This window comes from Legionella moravica DSM 19234, assembly GCF_000423305.1.
In the GTDB taxonomy this organism is placed as follows: Bacteria; Pseudomonadota; Gammaproteobacteria; order Legionellales; family Legionellaceae; genus Legionella; species Legionella moravica.
This window is the reverse complement of the sequence record NZ_KE383999.1, coordinates 29978-48506: the sequence shown is the minus strand read 5'-3', so window position 1 is coordinate 48506 and position 18529 is coordinate 29978. Positions and strand designations below refer to the sequence as shown.

The following is an 18529-nucleotide window of genomic DNA, read 5'->3' as shown; positions in this document are numbered from 1 at the left end:
ACCTCAGAAGTTAAACAAGAATGTGAATACCCATGATTCTTTTGCTCATTGTATTCCCAAATCCTGTCACTTCTTCAGAACGACATTCTATGTTCCATTACACTGTAATTCCATCAATGGATGCCACTGTATGCATGTCTTTATCACCACGTCCTGATAAATTGACTATGATGCGTTGACTTTTAGCCATGGTTTTCGCTAATTTCATTGCATACGCCAGCGCATGACTGGACTCAAGTGCCGGTATAATCCCCTCTATCCGTGTTAAAGTCCGAAATGCTTCCAAAGCTTCATCATCATTTATTGCGACGTATTGGACTCGTCCAGTATCTTTTAAATAAGCATGCTCGGGGCCAACACCAGGATAATCAAGACCAGCAGAGACCGAATGAGTATCTTTAATTTGTCCGAAATCATCACAAAGCAAATACGTTCTATTTCCGTGTAATACTCCTGGTTTTCCTGCAATCAGGGAAGCCGAATGTTCACCGGTTTCCAAACCTTTTCCACCAGCCTCGACACCATAAATGGCGACAGATTCATCATTTAAAAAAGGATAAAATAAACCTATTGCATTAGAACCGCCGCCTACGCAGGCAACAAGTGCATCGGGTAATTGACCTGTTTTTTCAAGACATTGCCTCCGCGCCTCTACTCCGATTACGGTTTGAAAATCTCTAACCATTTGAGGATATGGATGAGGGCCAGCTACAGTACCAATAATATAAAAGGTATCATCAATATGACTTACCCAATCTCTCATTGCCTCGTTTAATGCGTCTTTAAGCGTTTTTGATCCCGATGTGACAGGAACCACTTCAGCACCCAGGAGTTTCATGCGATACACATTACTGGATTGGCGCTTGATGTCTTCTGCCCCCATGTAAACAACACACTCAAATCCAAGTTTTGCAGCAACAGTTGCTGATGCTACACCGTGTTGCCCTGCACCGGTTTCCGCAATAATTCGCGTTTTTCCCATACGCTTGGCAAGCAATGCCTGCCCTACTGTATTATTTATTTTATGTGCGCCTGTATGATTCAAATCTTCCCTTTTAAGATATATCTGCGCACCACCAACCATTTTGCTTAGACGATCAGCATGATACAAAGGATTGGGACGCCCTACATAGTCTCTTAATTCTGAATGCAACTCAGCTAAAAATTCCGGATCATTACGGAATTTGGTATAAGCCTGCTCCAACTGTTTTAGCGCAAACATCAAAGTATCGGCTACAAATATACCGCCATAAGGACCAAAATGCCCTTGTTCATCAGGAAGTTCTCTAATACTCATTCTTTACCCCATAATGCCTTCATAAATCGGCTCATTTTTTGATGATCTTTTACCCCTGGCAATGTCTCGATCCCACTACATACATCCACTGCATAAGGCCTATGCAGCTTAATCGCTTCGATAACATTCAGCTCATTGAGTCCGCCAGCCAAAATGTAGGGTTTTGTCACATGGTCAGGAATAATTGACCAGTCAAAGGTTAACCCTGTACCTCCTCTGTTGTCAGGTGTGGCAGCATCCAGAAGTACAGCGCGAGCACTCTGAAATTCATCCGCAAAATGAACAATCTGAGTGGATGATTTCGGATGTACCGCTTTAATATAAGGGAAATCAAACTCCTGACAGAACTCAGGAGATTCATCGCCATGAAACTGCAATAAAGTAACAGGAAGTTCATCAAGTATGTGATGAACGGTGTCCCTGTCCGGATTAACCAGCACAGCAACTGCATCGATAAATGGAGGCAAATCGCTGAGCAGCAAGCGGGCTTTTTCTATACTGACATAACGCGAACTTTTAGGATAGATAATCAAACCAATAGCATCAACGCCAAGGCTGATGGCGTGAGCTACATCCTCTTTACGTGTCATACCGCACATTTTGACTCGTATACGAGTTTGATTCAATTATTTCTCCCAAAGAAATAAGGGGCCCGGGTTATTCTGTAAAACACCAAATTCTGCTGGATAGCCTACCTGAACCAGATATAAACCATAAGAAGGAGCAGTTTCAGCTCCTAACTTTCTATCGCGCGCATGCAGGACCTCTTCAACCCAGGAAGGGGGATGTTTATTTGATCCCACCGAAATTAATACTCCTGCTATATTGCGCACCATATGGTGTAAAAAGGCATTTGCAGTAATATCAATAATCACCAACTCCCCTGAGCGAGTCACTTGTATCTGGTGTACATTTCTCATTGGTGTTTTAGATTGACATTCTACTGAACGAAAAGACGTATAATCATTCTCACCTAGTAGTTTTTGTGCCCCTTCATGCATAAGTCGATGATCCAACTGCCTGTATTGCCAAGTCACATTACTTCGCAATAAAGCCGGACGGATCGGGCCATTATAAATCACATAGCGATATCTCCTGCTGGTCGCTGAGTAACGAGCATGAAAGCTGTCTTTCATCTCCTTGCCCCATTTAACGCAGATATCTTTAGGTAAAAAAGAGTTCGCGCCATGAATCCAGGCACGTATGGTACGCTCCTTTTCACAATCAAAATGGATAACCTGATTTGTCGCATGAACACCGGTATCTGTTCTACCAGCACACACAACAGAAATAGTACTGTCTGCAACCTTTGACAGAGCATGCTCAACAGACTGTTGAATAGTATGCAAGCCCGTCTGTGCTTGCCAACCATGATATTGGCTTCCATCGTATTCGACCACTAAGGCAATACGCATTCAAATTTCCTGATAAAAAGGGTCAATTTATAATACCCCATTTATTTTGTCTATATCTAGTTGATGGTTTCTGTGGAGTTTCTGGATATACTGCTTTTATAGTGAATCAAAAAAACGACAATGGATCAGATTTAGTTCAAATAACTCCCATTCGAAACAGACTCTTTTCGTGAGTAGTCAATTGTTCCCAAGGAGAAGCAGTTTAATCACTTCATTTTATTTATCTTTTATCTGCTCAAGTAAGGCTTTGGCGTCCGTTTTTTGCTGTTCATTACCAAACTCAAGTACTTCTTCCAGAGAATGTCGGGCAGATTCAAAATCATCCATTCCAATGTAAGTTTTTGCAAGATCCAACAAGGTATTAAGCGCTTTAGTACTTTTTAATGGATTTGCGGGCTCTTTATTTGTTTCAGGCTCGGGTTTAATGGATGCGTCATCAGCAAAATAACGATCATCTGAATCCATTTGTTCCTGTGTTGGTTCAACAAAAAAGTCAGTAATGGATTTATCCAAATCAACTTCAGGCATCTGGGTAGCTGAGGTAAGATCGTCACTGGCGACTTCCTCAGGTTGAGACATATTCTCTTGACTTTCATTGGAGTCCGCTATGTACTCTCCTTCACCTGTATCATCGACAACGGGATTATCAATCTGGACAGTCTCTGGGGTCTCCGATAGCGACGAAACAAAATCCAAAGACATGTCCTGATCGTTATCTTCAACAACAGTGTTTTTAGCAGGTTGCTGCTTTGATTGTTCTTGAAGTAACTCATGCAACCCTGACTCAAACTCCAATACCCCGTTGTTTGGCAATTCTGCATCACTGACCGGTTCAGATACTTTATCTTGCTCAGGCTCAACCGGTTGATTGTCTTGCTGTACGGGGGGTAGCTCAATAAGCGTTCCGGCAGATTCCTCTATCTTAGGCTGCTCTGAAGTAACTGATGCTTCGTTTCCAGAAGCCTCAGCCAGTTCATCAATTTCGATTATGCCCTTAGGTTCTTCTTTGTATAATTCATCTTTTGCGGCCAGTTCCGGTAAGTTATCGTTCACAGTCTCTTTCTTTTTTCTGCCTGGACGTTTTTTAGCTGCTTTTTCGGTAGACATCACGATCTCAGGATATTCTTCTTTCTCAACCTCAGTCGCATTATGCTCATCAATAGAATCACTTTGAGCGTCAGTCAATGTATTATCATTTTCATGGTTTATCACATCAACCTGAGTATTTGCTTCCGATACCTCAGCTGAAGCAACTTCAGGTTGAGGTTGAATTTGAGTTTCAGTAACAGAATCCTCAGCCAAAATTGACACAGGCTCGACTGAAGGAATAATTGTTTTGGGTTGAATCGGGGTATCAGTTAGATAAGGAGAATCCTTACCATCATGCTTCCGATGGATAAAATACCAATAAGCAAAGCCACCGCCACCTGCAGCCACAATTAATAATACAATGAAGGGCCAATAACTGGTGTTTGAATTACCTGCATTTGCAGAACTTGCCTGGGCAGCTACAGCAAATCGTTGTTTCATCATCACTTGAACCTGGGCCTGCAAACGTTCCAACTCCTTGTCACGTTTATCTAATTGCTGTTGTAATTTCTTATTTTGATCCTGCAATAAATGTAATTGTTCCATCAACAAGGCATTAGATTCCCTTACTGATTCAACTGCGGCTGTTGTAATGGATAACTCGGCTCTGGTTGTTGCGTCTCGATCTATATTCTGAGTGGTATTATTAGTATTAGGCACTGATTGCTGTTGATTGGTATTCATTCCAGGCAATGCTGCATTAATCGAAATTAACTGCGTTGAAGAACTCGGCACAGGCTCAGCTTGGATTGTCATTTTGGGTATAACCGGAATCTGCGAATTATTAGCCGGAGAACCTGAAGTAAGTGTTTTGCCATTCATATAGGGTGGGGATAAAACATGATTAATAGGCGTTTTTTCATTCCAGGCCTTATCGTGCGCCATGACCTCTTCAGTTGCCAAGTCTGCAGGTACCCGCATAATGTCTTCAGTACCAGGGATTACCAATCGTACCCCTATTTTTAAACCATTTAGATTACCCTCTTTAAACGCATCAGGGTTTGCTCCAACAATAGCAAGAACAACCTGCGGTAAAATAACCTCTGAAGCCTTATATCTCAGAGCTATTTGCCACACATTTTCATTTGTAATTGTAGGTCCGTAAGTCGCTTTTTTCTTACTGTCATTTTGACTAATGGGGTTATGTTCCACTTCTGTAGTGACCGTTTTATTAATTACCCCCGGTTCATAGGTATGCTTTTGTACTGTTTTATAATATATTGAACTGCTTTGTGCGGTAGTGGAAACCAATTGATAACCTGGAGGGTCTAGCAAAACGGTGTAAGCTCTGTATAACTGACCTTGTGGCCAGGTTAAATCAACAACCATTTCAATATAGGGTTCAGTCATTCGCTCCGTGGACTGCACAATGATAATGTATTTACCCAGTTTATTTTTTTCGATCCTAAAGTTAAGCAAAGATAATACAGCAGTACGTTCAATACCTATTTCATCGAAATTCTCAGGATCAGCTATCCCTACCCTTATACCAGGTAAGGGTGTAGAACCCACGTCAATTAATTCTATTTCTGCAGAAAATGGCTGATCAAGAGCAGACTTTACTGTCATGTTGCCCAGGCCTATCGCATGAAGAGACATTGGCAAAGTCAACGCGAGTATAGCCGTATGCAGAACAGTTTTTTTCAATCAGAGCTCCATGCACACTGTAATTAATGGATGTTTTTATTCATAAAAATTAACACTATATGCCCGTCTATTCAAGAAAACCACCTAATAATCTATAAGAAACCCCGACTGTTGTTTAAATTCAAATCAAGAGAATACTTATTAGTTCAATCTCTATGCATCATGGATTGTATTCTTATACACCAAAGGGAAAAGTTGAAATGACTTGGTTCATCAGTTAATCAAAATAATGACAATCAAAACAACAACATAACTATTTTGGAATTTAATCTGCCTCTTAATGTTTACGTAATAAACATAACGTATAATTTAAATATGTTAGCGGAAAATAAATCGGCATTATGACTAAAATATATCTACTCACAGCTCCCTTTGATGAAGAAGCCAAAACAGGTGATGGACAATATGCTGCGTCTCTAAAATCCGGTTTTACAACGAACTACCCGGACATACAGTGTACTTGGTTAAAACGAAATGATGGCCATTATACTATTCCGCTTCCAGCAGGATGTACATCAATTCCTCATGATACCATCCCAAGCGCCGAGGTATTACAGCCGGTTGCGAATAAAAGAACAACAATTAGTGGCTATAAACTACTTGACCCAGAGTCATCTCCTCTCGAAGCAGAAGAAGTGAATAGACGAACAGTTAGTCCTAAAACACCCAAAGTTATTTTAAGAGGTGATGGAAGCTTGCATTCAATGACTATTATGGACATTTATTCACAAAAACCAATTTATTTAAATCTAGAAAGAACTCGTGAAATATTGGATAAACTAGATGACAAAATGCGAAAATTAAGTGACGCGGTGGCTTTTAATATGGCTGGACTTCAAAGAATTCCTAAACCCAAAGACAAACTTAAACATCTGGTCAGTTTATACGAACAAAACAGAGAAACTCAGGAAAACTGCAGTCTAAATGAATACATTGAAGCACATTTTGGTAATCAACAGCTAGTTTCAAGATATGAAAAGGCTTATGGGACGTTTCGAAGCTTATTGGAATATTTTGAGAATCCGGTTAATTTGAAAGACCTCGAGGCATTAAGCGATACCATCACAGGCATTAGAGGTTATCCGTACGATTTTCACAGTAATAATCTAACCTATGATATTGAAAACGATAATCAATTTAGAAAAATTCTCAATTTCAATCAACTAAAAATAACAACCGATAGTATCATAGAAAATTTAACATCTTTAAGAATTCGTCAATCTGTCGCAGAACAATATCCAGCTCAATTCAGCCAAATTACTGATCCCAGAGTTTTAGTGTCTGATAAATTAGAATTGATTCAAAAAGTGTTCCAGGAAGGCTACTCATCAACTCACGACCAAAAGCAATTTACTGATGCCTTACTCAATCCTCATCCGATGGATATAGAACTTGCATCTCCGGCTGCCATCGATGAGGCAATAGAAACTTATCAACACATTAATAATAAAGTGAATACTGTACGAAGTACAAATAATATTTTGAACAGCAAACTGGCTAGAGCCCAATTTATTGCAGAATTACAAGCACTATTTTTAAAAAAAGAAGAACCTTATCTCACATCAAATACAAAACTTGATAGTTTTTATGCTAAAAGAAAATTTAGCGCTGCTGAAGGATTTCACCTGGCATATCAAGCCAACCAACGAGATCCATTAAAAGCTCAGGTCATTGACAACATCATTCAGAGCATGACACCTATTGATGATGAGACTTATCTTGATATTCACATCCGCCCACCGGATTGTGGCGTATTTATCTCTCCAGGAGATATAGTGAAATTCAAGGAAGCGGGCATCAAAGTGAATATCACTGTACATGAGTACAAGCAAAATTATACCCGGCGCTATTTACAGCAGTATACCCATGACTTAATGCGGGAGGCTAATACTGTACAGTTCTTTAATGAACTGGATAGGAACAATGCCATTATTGCAGCTACTTACGGTGATTGTGATAAACGAAACACAACAGAACCCTCAGGTATTGCAAAAAAAGCAAGAGAGGTAGGTTTAGATTTTGAATTAGACAAATTCCCCGTTCAACTCTACGATCTGGAAGGAAAATCAGGATTAACGGTTGCATCACAACAACTCAGTACCGCACCGTCACATCCACTTGATGTAATAAAAAGACCACCCAATATACTGTCCTTTGGTACCATTCGACCCGGCAAAGGTTTTGAAGAAGCCCTACAATTAGCGCAATTAATAAAAGATGATGCAGAAACGATTACAGACAGGATCAATGCAATACCCATTGTTAAACTTGCAGGAGATCCTCAAGATAAAAAGTTAATGCAGGATATTGTTGAAGAACGATTTGGAAAAGATGCAGTAGAAACCTATCAGCTCACGCATCCTTATGATGCGCAATTCAGCAACGCTGAGCGCAGAATGTATTGGAAAGGCCTGGTAAACGAATTAAATGCTCTGGTAGACCGAGGAGAAATAGCACTTAATAATTCATTTATCGAAATACATCCCTGGTGTGAGGATTATCAATTACTGGCGCTAAAGGAAAGTTGCAAATATGTGTGCCGCATGGATGATATGGGCATGAGAAATAATGGTTCAGCGATAATCAGCGTTCTTGACGTAGGCATCGTGTATACAAAATTTGGTACCGTGACCGATGATATTTTTACAGAGACAGGCCAATACGGTAAGGGCGTTGATATTGGAAAATATCGATATGGAATTTACAATTTATTGAGGCGTGAAGAAATGTTTAAGGCGCAAAACCCTGAGGCGCCAGTACCTTTATGGCTTCGTAAAGATCCCGACTCTGATTACAAACGTAAATCAGGATCAAGAGATCCAAAAGAAATTCTTGACTCAATAATTGCAAGGGAATTAAACCAATTAGAAAAAGAACCTGTTTTATCAAACAATTACCAAACAGTGGTTGAAGCACAAAAATTATTAACACAACGATTTACACTTAAAAATGCAGTTAATCATCTATTAAGGAATGTGGGACTAGAACATTTGATCGTCGTTGAGCGGATCGACCCCATATTTGATGAAGCGGGCCAAGAACTTTATGAGGAAGAGCAGGCAAATGAACTCGCTCAGATAATCCCTCGTCGGTTCATGTCACAGTCTTATTCCGGGGTTGGATTTTTTGGCTCGAGCTGCGCCTCTCAAAGCAGATCACATCGAGATCAGATGTCGCATTCACTAGACGAAGAACTTGTTGAGGGTTCAAAGCAACAAGATAAAACCATTAAATGATCAAGTGATTTCAGAGTTTGTTCATTTTGAAAAATTATAGCAAGTCGGAATGATGAGTGCCATTCCGACTTCTCTAAGGCAAACAGAGGCTTGAGAGTAATCGTCAGCAAATCCTATATTTTTGGTTTTGCATAGTCTTGCCCATGAAATAAAGGCAGGTTGTTCAAATCGTCTTTCACGGCCTCTTTGAATATCGCCTTGGCATCAGTTTCTATCTTTTTTTGAACAGGGATAGATAATGTTCTTCCGAAAAGTTCAAGAATTTGACGCTTCATTTCATACGGTGTAGACAATCCAAATGGATTACTCATTTTTAATCCTTTACCGAAATAAGCATTGTGAATTTGTGTTTCAGAATGGGGTTCGAATAATCCAGCCAAATGAATAAACGTCCAGCATTTCCTAACACAATCATCAGCCAAATTATCCACTCCAAGATGTTCATAAAATGTGGAGAGATAAAAATAGGTATTGGCAATCAATAAACATCCGGGGGTTTTAAAACTCATCAGCTTGGTAGACTGATCAGTTATGTAATGATACAACATGTTGATGTCTTTGAGTTCACCAGTCTTTTTACAATCAATAGTCGTGGCAGTTAAAAGTTCCTTATAGGCATGAAAAGAACTAAATTTTAACACAGAAGTCAAAAGATAATTTTTATATTTTTCATCCGATTTTCCTTTTTCTTTCATGGCTCCCAAATACAATACGTAACCACAATAAAAATCAGCCCGGGATTGAGGTGATGGGTCTCTGAATTGAAAACTGGGATCTCTTAGCAACCGTATGCTATTAAAGTGATTGGTCCAGAATACAGTTAACTGAGGACTATCAAGTATTTCTGATGCATAATCAGGACATTTGGCTTTGAACAAAGCAAGATCCAAAGGAGTGAGCAGTTGTAGCATTGTGACAATATGTTCTTTTTGACCGTCAAGCTCAGCTCTTCGGAATTCACCACGAGAATAAGCCATGGATTTCCTTGTTATAATGGTATTACTTCAATGATGATGATTATTATAATGCTTTATTGAGCAATTTTCAAGCGCATTGTCTTGATAATGAATTTGAAAAACAGTTAGTGTGAATCTGTGCTATGCTTTTGTTTAAAGTGACAGCTCATTTCACACGTGCAGTCAAGCCAACCAGCGGACAGGGAAGAGCATGCTAAAAACATCCAAATATCTTGTTTGGTCCATAATGGCATTATTTGTAGTTTACTCCTTTTGCCTTAGTACAGCCTCAGCTGTTTTTGCAGAATCAATCAAACAATCACTGCATGCCGATGATATCAGTGTATCCTTTGCATTAAGTGGGTTTATACTCGGTTTTGCGTTCATGCAAATTCCAGCCGGTTATTTACTGGATAAATTCAATGCACGCTATATCGTAAGTACAGGCATCTTTATTTTGGCAACAGGTAATGTTCTGATTTCTTATGCTAATAATCTGACTTTGTTCACCCTGTCCAATTTCATTCAGGGAATTGGGGCATCCTTTGCATTTATTTCTGCCGCAGTATTAACCGCTCAATGGTTTTCAGAAAAACAGTTCCCAATATTATTTGGGTTAATCCAGGGCGTCTCTTGCGCGTCAGCAGGCTTTATACATTATGGGTTTACTCTGGCATTAACTGCATACAGCTGGAATGACATGTACCGAATTCTATCGGGTTTTGGATTTTCATTATTCATCATCTCTTTATTATTTATAAAATCACCCAAAGAGCATAAACGAGAACAAAATTGCTCTCTAATCCAGTCCCTGATGTCTGTTTTAAAATGCAAACAAATACTTTTGTGCTCTATTGCGGGTGCAACATCCTTTGGTGTGCTTCTAGCTTATGCTGGTCTTTGGTATCTTAAAATTCAGATGTATTACTCTATCGCCAATAATCAGGCAATGATAATAAGCGCTATGATATTTCTGGGTATTGGTGTGGGAACCCCCTTTCTTGGCTGGTTATCCAATAAAATAGAATCACGGAAAAAGGTTATCCATATCACGCTATGCCTGGGCACCATGATGTTATTACTTGGTATTTATTTACCTCGTTTTGAGGTAAATACTCTCATCATTATTCAAATCATTTCATTTTTTATCGGATTTTTTCTCTCGGGATCCATGTTGTTTTATACCCTGGTCAGTGAATTGTCTACAAACGCTACAAGAGGAGTTGCGATAAGCGTATTAAATACCGTTGTGTTTTTGTTTAATGCCTTGTTGATGTTTCTTCCTTTTTTATTTATTACCGCACTGTCATCAGATTTTTTTACTTATCTATGGATACTGCCTTTCTGTATTCTGATTTCTATATTGCTGCTTTATTTTATAGAGGACAATTCTCCATCGTAATTCACAGGAAGCGATAACATGAATGATACAACAGCATACCGAGGTTCACTGTTCTATTTTAAGGATACTGCGACAATTACTAATGTGCCTGTGAATAAAGACAATCAATCAAATGAAGATTGTCAGTATGTGTACATTGAAGATGGACTTCTAATTGTAGAATCAGGAATAATTGTTGAAGCGGGTAGTTATAGTGATTTAAAACATAAAGTCAAAGACATCAATCTTGTACACTACGCAGGTAAATTAATTACTCCGGGATTTATCGATACGCACCAGCATGCATCGCAAAGCGCCATTGTCGCTGCCTATGGAGAACAATTATTGGAATGGTTGGAGAATTATGTTTTTCCAGCTGAAAGCACCTACATTGATGATGATCATGCGCGACAAGATTTAAATTTCTTTCTGGATCAATTGTTAAAAAACGGCACGACGACCGCCGTATCTTATGGTCCATTATTTTATAGCGCAACGGATGTATTTTTTGAAGAATTAACCAATAGAAATATGCGCTTCATCACCGGCAATATACTCATGGATATTAATTCACCTGACTCTCTAAAACTGACGTCAGAACAAAATTATGATAATTGCAAACAATTGATTGCGAAGTGGCATAATACCAATAGGCTTTCATATTGTATTTCCCCTCGTTTCGCCCTCTCCTGCTCTCAACAAATGTTGGAACTTTGTGGTGCATTAAAAAGAGAAAATCCGGATTGTTACATCCAGACCCATTTAGATGAAAATTTAAAAGAAATTGCCGAAGTTAAAAAACTGTACCCATGGAGTAAACATTACATGGATGTGTATGACCATTTTGGACTGGTTACTAATAGAACCGTATTTGGCCACTGCATACATACAACGGATCAAGAACTGGAGTTATTTAAAAAATCGGGAGCAATAATCTCTTGGTGTCCCTTGAGTAATAATTTTCTCGGCAGCGGATTATTTAATTTTGGCAGAGCAGTTCAATACACGGACAAAATTACTATGGGAACAGACTGGGGCGCTGGTAATTGTCTTTCCATGTTCGCAGTATTGGATGATGCCTATAAGGTTTCCATGCTCAATAATGTCCAATTACCCAGCATGATCCGTTGGTACCTGGCCACCTTAGGTGCAGCTAAAGCGCTTCATCTAGATGACAAAATTGGTACTTTCTCCCGGGGCAAAGAAGCCGATTTTATCGTAATAGATGCCAATGCTACTCCGTATTTAAAATACAGGTGTGAGAAAGTTAACGATATTTTTGAGTTCCTTTTTGTTTTAATGACACTGGGATCTGAAGAAAATATAAAGGCAACGTATATCTATGGAAAACCGGCATATATCAAAGAATCTTAAAATTAAATTGCAGGCTCTTCGCAGTAGAAAGCACAATAAAACAACAGAAGAGTTTATTGTTGTTTAATAAACCCATTCGTTCACTTTAGAATATTTTGATAAGGATTTATTAACAAGTTAAGTGTTTGTTGATAATTGATATAACAGCCTTTCCGTAAATGAAGTAATTAGCTGTTCTCGTCTCCCTTGAAGAAAAAGGGAGATGTTGAGCACACACCGGGATGATAGCTAACACATAATGAAACGGTCAAAATACCGCTCCCTTCTCCCTTGAGGGAGAAGGGAGACTTTGAGTACAAAGCGGGATGATAGGTAAGACATAATGAAGCAGTCAAAATGCCGCTCCCTTCTCTCTCAAAGGAGAAGAGAAACGTTGAGTCCAAAGCGGGATGATAGGTAAGACATAATAAAGCAGTCAAAATACCACTCCCTTCTCCCTTGAGGGAGAAGGGTTGGGGATGAGGGTGACGATGTGACTCGAAGTAAAAAGCACAATAAAACAAAAGAACAATTCATTAGGCATCGAAAGTATTCAACAAGCGATGCCCAATGCTTCATTTTTTAAACATTATCCTGTTATTCAGGAACAGAACGCTCTTCTTCAAAAAATCGTACCTGCCCGGTTTTAATGTCATGCACCCCTGCAACAATCCCAACTTTTTTACTTTGAACCAAATCCCTCAATATAGGACTTCTGGCCTGAATTTCTCTGACAACATTTAAAGCATTAGCTTGGGCAATAGCATCCACTAATTGGGCATCGTTGCAATTTTTAGTCCCAAGAGAGGTCATACTGGGTTGCACAGCAGGTTGAATTTTATTTAATACATCAGTTAAATGCCCTAATTTAACGCCTTTGCACGCTCCGGAAACAGCGCCACAAGAGGTATGCGCCAAAACCACAATCAATCTAGAACCAGCAACTGCAGAGGCGAACTCCATACTACCCAGGATGTCATCATTAACCACATTACCGGCAACACGTAAGGTAAACAAATCAGCTAATCCTTGATCAAAGATCAATTCAGGTACACTGCGTGAATCCATACAATTAAGTACAACCGCAAAAGGAAACTGACCATACGACGAGATTTTGGCCTGTTTTAAATAATCACGAGAAATCTGTTTATTGGCCAGAAACCGTTGATTCCCCTCTTTCAATCTTAATAATGCTTGTTTAGGGGACATTTGTTGCTGTTTTTCCTGACTTATAGTCTTGCCCATAGGAATCGCTTCGCTTGATGTCGCGTGAGCCAGATTATTGGAAATCCAGATGACACTGCAAGCTAAAACCATAATTTTTAATACGATATGATACATTAATAAACTCCCTCTCATTAATTTTCATTATAACGAAATTTATCATAACGTTAACCTGCACGTTTTTGCAAAGGTAGAATATCAATTCATTCATTTATTTACTCCACGTCAATCCAATCCCATGAATACAACGGAACTCATGCTCCGGGAAGACCTGACATGTTTTAATTCTTTTTGCTTTTCTACCCAGAGTGCCCAATTAATATATTGCAATAACTACCCCCCTAATTCATAATCAGGGTCTCAAATTTTATGGGGACATTATGACAGCATCGTTACTCGATGGACGAGTATTATCATCCCTACGCCGAAATGAACTAAAACTTAGAGTGCAACACCATGTTCAACAAGGGCAAAGAGCACCTGGATTGGCAGTAGTACTGATTGGAACTGATCCGGCGTCTACTATTTATGTCACTAACAAACGAAAAGCCTGTGAGGAAGTAGGCATCACCTCCCATTCTTACGATTTACCGGCTGAAACCAGCCAACAGGAATTACTTCAGCTCATTACAGAATTAAATGACTCTGATCTGATTGATGGAATATTAATTCAACTGCCATTACCGAAGCATATTAATGAAACCGAAATCATAGAACACATCAAGCCTGAAAAAGATGTGGACGGCTTTCATCCCTATAATTTGGGAAGACTGGCACAGCGAAATCCATTATTGAGGCCATGTACCCCATTGGGCATAATGAATCTTTTACACCATTATCAGATCGAGATTAAAAGAAAACATGCCGTAGTCATCGGTGCATCAAACATAGTTGGCAGACCAATGAGTCTTGAGTTATTGCTTGCTGGTGCGACCGTTACTGTCTGTCATAAATTTACGCAAAATCTGCACAAGCTGGTTCAAATTGCCGATATGGTCGTTGTAGCAACAGGAAAAATGGATGTCATTGATGCCGAATGGCTTAATGAGAGTCAAATACTCATTGATGTCGGGATGCATCGTTTGAGCGATGGCAGTATTAGAGGTGATGTTGATTTTAACAAAGCAGTAAATAAGGTAGCCTGGATAACTCCTGTTCCTGGTGGTGTCGGTCCAATGACTATCGTTTCATTACTTGAAAACACCATGCTGGCAGCAGCAAAAGCCCGGGGATGAAACTTATTTATCCAGTTCATCCCAATCAAATTCACCGCTTAACTCATCAAAATCATCTTTAAATTCATCTCTCAGGCGCTTTCTTTCCAATCGGTCTTCGAGCATGCGCTTCACTCTTTTTTTCTGATTCATCTCGTCGATGTCATCATCAAAGTTATAGTCAGAAAACGATTGATCATCATATTCCTCATGTAAACTCATTTCACCCTCCTTTTGAGTGCCTACAAGAAAAGTATAGTGCACAAATTTAAAATACGGTAATGGGTACTAATTTGCTGATTTCAAGTTATATGAAGCTATATTTTCCTCTTTAAAGCCAAATTCTCGACTCTTAAATCTACCGTTCAAGGCACCTGATAAATAAACCGTCCCTCAATACAATACAAAGACCAAAACAGTTATTACGTGAACTATCAGGATTCTGCTATACTCGGCAAAACTCTCAAAACAAGTACTCATTTATGCTCAGCTATCAACATGGATACCATGCGGGCAATTTTGCCGATGTTATCAAACACGTGACGTTAACCCGATTGTTATCGTACTTGATAAAAAAAGATAAACCATTGCTATATCTCGAAACCCATTCGGGTAAAGGGCAATATGACTTAAGGGATAAACAGGCAGAAAAAACCGGTGAATACAAACAGGGAGTTCAATTAATCTGGCCCGATCGCAAACAGCTCAATCCGGTATTTAAAGACTATTTCGATACCATCAAATCCATGAATCCTAAAGATGGATTAAGACATTATCCCGGCTCCCCTTACATCGCCATTCAGACATTACGCATGCAGGATAGATTGTATTTATGTGAACTTCATCCTGCTGAATTCGAAGCACTGGATCAGATGGCTCATTTCAATAAAAAAGTGCATACCAGCAACTCTGACGGTATGGCCAGTATGAGAGCATTGTTACCTCCGCCCGAAAAGAGAGGCTTGATTTTTATTGATCCCTCATTTGAGCGCAAGGAAGAATATAAAGAAATACCTTCCGCCATAAAACAGGCTTTTAATAAGTTTTCCACTGGGGTTTACTGTCTTTGGTATCCCGTGGTGAATAGAAAACTAACCGAACAACTGATTAGAGGTATGAAAGAGATTGAGGCGAATGAAGCATTAAGAATTGAGTTTAATCTGACTCTAGCCCCTAAAGACGGGATGACAGGGTGTGGATTATGGATAATCAATCCGCCCTTCACTTTAGCTGCGGAACTTAAAATCGTACTGGATACGCTCAGAACCTATTTTAACCCAGGTGTATCCTCTTACATCATTGAATCTTTTTCAAAACAACACGAGAAATAAATGATAGACGTGATCCCTATACCTGCATTTTCTGACAATTATATCTGGGCCCTGACCGGTGATAAATCCGGGGTATTTGATTGTGTCGACCCTGGAGAGGCAGAACCGGTCCTGGATTTCGCCAAAACCAACCAGCTAAAACTTCGCACTATTTTTTTAACTCACCATCATAATGATCATATAGGCGGGGTTAATGAATTGCACAGAGCCTTTCCTGATTCGATTGTGTACGGCCCAAATGACTCAAGAATCTCTTACCTGACCCACACAGTTCATGAACATCAAACCATTCCCCTGGAAACGGCAACAATTCATGTTTTATACAATCCAGGGCATACATCCACTCATGTGAGTTATTATGAACCTCAGCAAGGATGGTTATTTTGCGGAGACACTCTTTTCTCTGCAGGTTGTGGTCGAGTATTTGATGGCACTATGGAGCAGTTGCATCACTCACTGAATTTGTTTAAAAAGTTACCTGAATCCACCAAAATCTATTGTGGCCACGAATACACTCAACAAAATCTCAGATTTGCACTTACTGTAGAACCTCAAAATCAGGACATTGCCGACTATCTAAATCAGCTGGTTCATCAAAAAAAAACGTGTTCTCTGCCATCTAATTTGGGGCTGGAACTATCCGTTAATCCTTTTCTTCGAACTGATAAAAAGGCAGTAATTGAATATGCTCTCAAGCATGGAGCTAACTCTTCTGATTCACTTGAAGTCTTTGGCGTGCTGAGACAGCAAAAAAATTCATTTCAATAGAAAGTCAATAAGCATTAATTCTATACCATATGTATGTATTAAACCCAAAAAGGGTTTAATACTTCACTATTTTTTAGTAAACTGGTCAGCCAATTATGAGTACAGGTAACGCCATTGAAATTTAACTCATTGATTATAAGAATTTTTTGGTCATATATCCTCATCTTTATCTGCATTTCAAACGGTTCAATTGCTCGAGGAGCACCTGATGTTTGGGATGTGCTGCGTAGTGAATTTACCCTGAGTCATGAAGTAACACGCCCGGAAGTTCAGGAACAAATCAGATGGCTGGTCGCTCATCCAAGTTATTTAAATAAAGTCAGCAGACAATCAGAACCGTATATTTATCATGTCCTTGGTGAAATTAAAAAGCGTAAATTACCAGGAGAGCTTGCACTCATTCCGATGGTAGAAAGTGCCTACGACCCATTTGTCTATTCAGGAGCAGGAGCTGCTGGGTTATGGCAGTTGATGCCTAAAACCGGGAGCGAATTGGGATTAAAACAAGATTGGTGGTTTGATGGACGACGCAGCATTAGACCATCAACTGATGCCGCACTCAATTACTTGCTCTATTTAAATAAATTTTTTAAGGGTAACTGGATATTGGCTATCGCTGCTTATGATTGCGGAGAAGGAACCATCGCGCGAGCATTAAAATCTACAGTAGGACCTGGTCGAGACAGTAACTTTTGGAATTTGCCTGTTCCCAGAGAAACCAAGCTTTATGTCCCTCGATTGCTTGCCTTGGCAGAAATCATCAAAAACCCGGGACGTTATAAAGTGAGTTTACCCAGTATTCCCTATCTCCCTTATTTCGAAGAGGTCAACATAGGCAGTCAAATTGATTTGAATCATGCGGCGAAACTTGCAGGTATCAGTTATACCGAATTAAAAAAACTGAACCCAGGATATAATCGTTGGACAACAACGCCCTATAAGCCTTTTAAATTACTCATACCGACTGAAAAAGTAGAGCGATTTAACCTGAATTTATCCAATATGCCAGAAGATCAACGTGTGAGCTGGCCAAAACATCAAGTACAAAAAGGCGACAGCCTCGATTCAATTGCCGCTCGATACAACACAACGGTCAAGTTAATCAAACAATTAAATCAGCTAACTACGAATAGCGTGAAACCGAATCAAGCCATATTAATCCCAAGCAATAAAAAACCTCTTTCGGTTGCCAAAAGAGAAGCTCCCGCTGCAACTTCTTTGCCATCCCAATTATCTAAAACTAAAAACCAGAGAGTGATTCATACAGTAAAAGCGACCGATACCTATCAAAAGATTCAAAATACTTATGGAGTAACGGCAAATGACATCAAAAGCTGGAATAAACTGACAACCAATAAACCCTTACGGCCAGGACAACATCTAGTTATCTGGAAAAAAGTTAAGCAGCCAGCAATATATATCGTAAAACGGGGAGATAGTTTAAGCCTTATTGCCAAACAGCATCAAACTAAAGTGAACTCGCTTCTCCATTTAAATCCAGGCCTTGGAAAAAATAAAACACTTCGCTTGGGACAAAAAATATTGGTGGGATAACTAGGGGCTGTTGACATTTCATTATGTTCAAGCCTACTTTCCGCAACTTGTTAGCGGAAACTAT

At 39.4% G+C, this 18529-nt stretch carries 14 protein-coding genes; 7 read left to right on the top strand and 7 right to left on the bottom strand.

The features are described from left to right. Window positions 1-97 precede the first annotated feature (97 nt). The 4 genes from trpB to G543_RS0110315 form a co-directional block, all read right to left on the bottom strand. Window positions 98-1297: a tryptophan synthase subunit beta gene (gene trpB / locus G543_RS0110330; RefSeq protein WP_028384434.1), complete on the bottom strand. Its 1200-nt coding sequence runs from the start codon at window positions 1295-1297 to the stop codon at window positions 98-100. Continuing rightward, window positions 1294-1923, bottom strand: coding sequence for a phosphoribosylanthranilate isomerase (locus G543_RS0110325; RefSeq protein WP_028384433.1), 630 nt, complete (start codon window positions 1921-1923; stop codon window positions 1294-1296). Before G543_RS0110325 ends, trpB begins: the two co-directional genes overlap by 4 nt. Continuing rightward, a complete protein-coding gene (gene truA, locus G543_RS0110320) occupies window positions 1924-2712 on the bottom strand; it encodes a tRNA pseudouridine(38-40) synthase TruA (protein WP_028384432.1) in 789 nt (262 codons plus the stop codon). A gap of 216 nt (window positions 2713-2928) precedes the next feature. Then, a complete protein-coding gene (locus G543_RS0110315) occupies window positions 2929-5448 on the bottom strand; it encodes a FimV/HubP family polar landmark protein (protein WP_028384431.1) in 2520 nt (839 codons plus the stop codon). Between the two features lie 341 nt (window positions 5449-5789). Between G543_RS0110315 and sidI the strand changes: the two genes are divergently transcribed. Further along, entirely contained in the window at window positions 5790-8684 is a 2895-nt protein-coding gene (gene sidI, locus G543_RS17745) for a Dot/Icm T4SS effector Ceg32/SidI (RefSeq protein WP_051190671.1), read from the top strand. 113 nt (window positions 8685-8797) lie between these two features. On the opposite strand, the gene mesI is transcribed toward sidI, so the two are convergent. Further along, window positions 8798-9661: a Dot/Icm T4SS effector metaeffector MesI gene (mesI, locus tag G543_RS0110305; RefSeq protein WP_028384430.1), complete on the bottom strand. Its 864-nt coding sequence runs from the start codon at window positions 9659-9661 to the stop codon at window positions 8798-8800. A gap of 190 nt (window positions 9662-9851) precedes the next feature. Here mesI and G543_RS0110300 point away from each other — a divergent pair, with 190 nt between their 5' ends. Continuing rightward, window positions 9852-11042, top strand: coding sequence for an MFS transporter (locus G543_RS0110300; RefSeq protein WP_028384429.1), 1191 nt, complete (start codon window positions 9852-9854; stop codon window positions 11040-11042). 18 nt (window positions 11043-11060) lie between these two features. Then, on the top strand, window positions 11061-12395 hold the full coding sequence (gene guaD / locus G543_RS0110295; protein ID WP_028384428.1) for a guanine deaminase: 1335 nt from the start codon (window positions 11061-11063) through the stop codon (window positions 12393-12395). A gap of 576 nt (window positions 12396-12971) precedes the next feature. Here guaD and G543_RS0110290 read toward each other — a convergent pair. Then, a complete protein-coding gene (locus G543_RS0110290; protein WP_028384427.1) occupies window positions 12972-13715 on the bottom strand; it encodes a carbonic anhydrase family protein in 744 nt (247 codons plus the stop codon). Window positions 13716-13978: 263 nt separating this feature from the next. Between G543_RS0110290 and folD the strand changes: the two genes are divergently transcribed. After that, entirely contained in the window at window positions 13979-14833 is an 855-nt protein-coding gene (gene folD / locus G543_RS0110285) for a bifunctional methylenetetrahydrofolate dehydrogenase/methenyltetrahydrofolate cyclohydrolase FolD (RefSeq protein WP_028384426.1), read from the top strand. 3 nt (window positions 14834-14836) lie between these two features. Here folD and G543_RS0110280 read toward each other — a convergent pair whose 3' ends face one another. After that, entirely contained in the window at window positions 14837-15034 is a 198-nt protein-coding gene (locus G543_RS0110280) for a hypothetical protein (protein WP_028384425.1), read from the bottom strand. A 260-nt stretch (window positions 15035-15294) separates the two neighbouring features. Between G543_RS0110280 and G543_RS0110275 the strand changes: the two genes are divergently transcribed. From G543_RS0110275 to G543_RS0110265, 3 genes are all read left to right on the top strand, one after another. Further along, entirely contained in the window at window positions 15295-16143 is an 849-nt protein-coding gene (locus G543_RS0110275) for a 23S rRNA (adenine(2030)-N(6))-methyltransferase RlmJ (protein ID WP_028384424.1), read from the top strand. Between the two features lie 3 nt (window positions 16144-16146). Further along, window positions 16147-16911, top strand: a complete 765-nt coding sequence (gene gloB, locus G543_RS0110270; protein ID WP_028384423.1) for a hydroxyacylglutathione hydrolase — start codon at window positions 16147-16149, stop codon at window positions 16909-16911. 114 nt (window positions 16912-17025) lie between these two features. Further along, on the top strand, window positions 17026-18465 hold the full coding sequence (locus tag G543_RS0110265) for a lytic transglycosylase (RefSeq protein WP_051190670.1): 1440 nt from the start codon (window positions 17026-17028) through the stop codon (window positions 18463-18465). Window positions 18466-18529 lie beyond the last annotated feature (64 nt).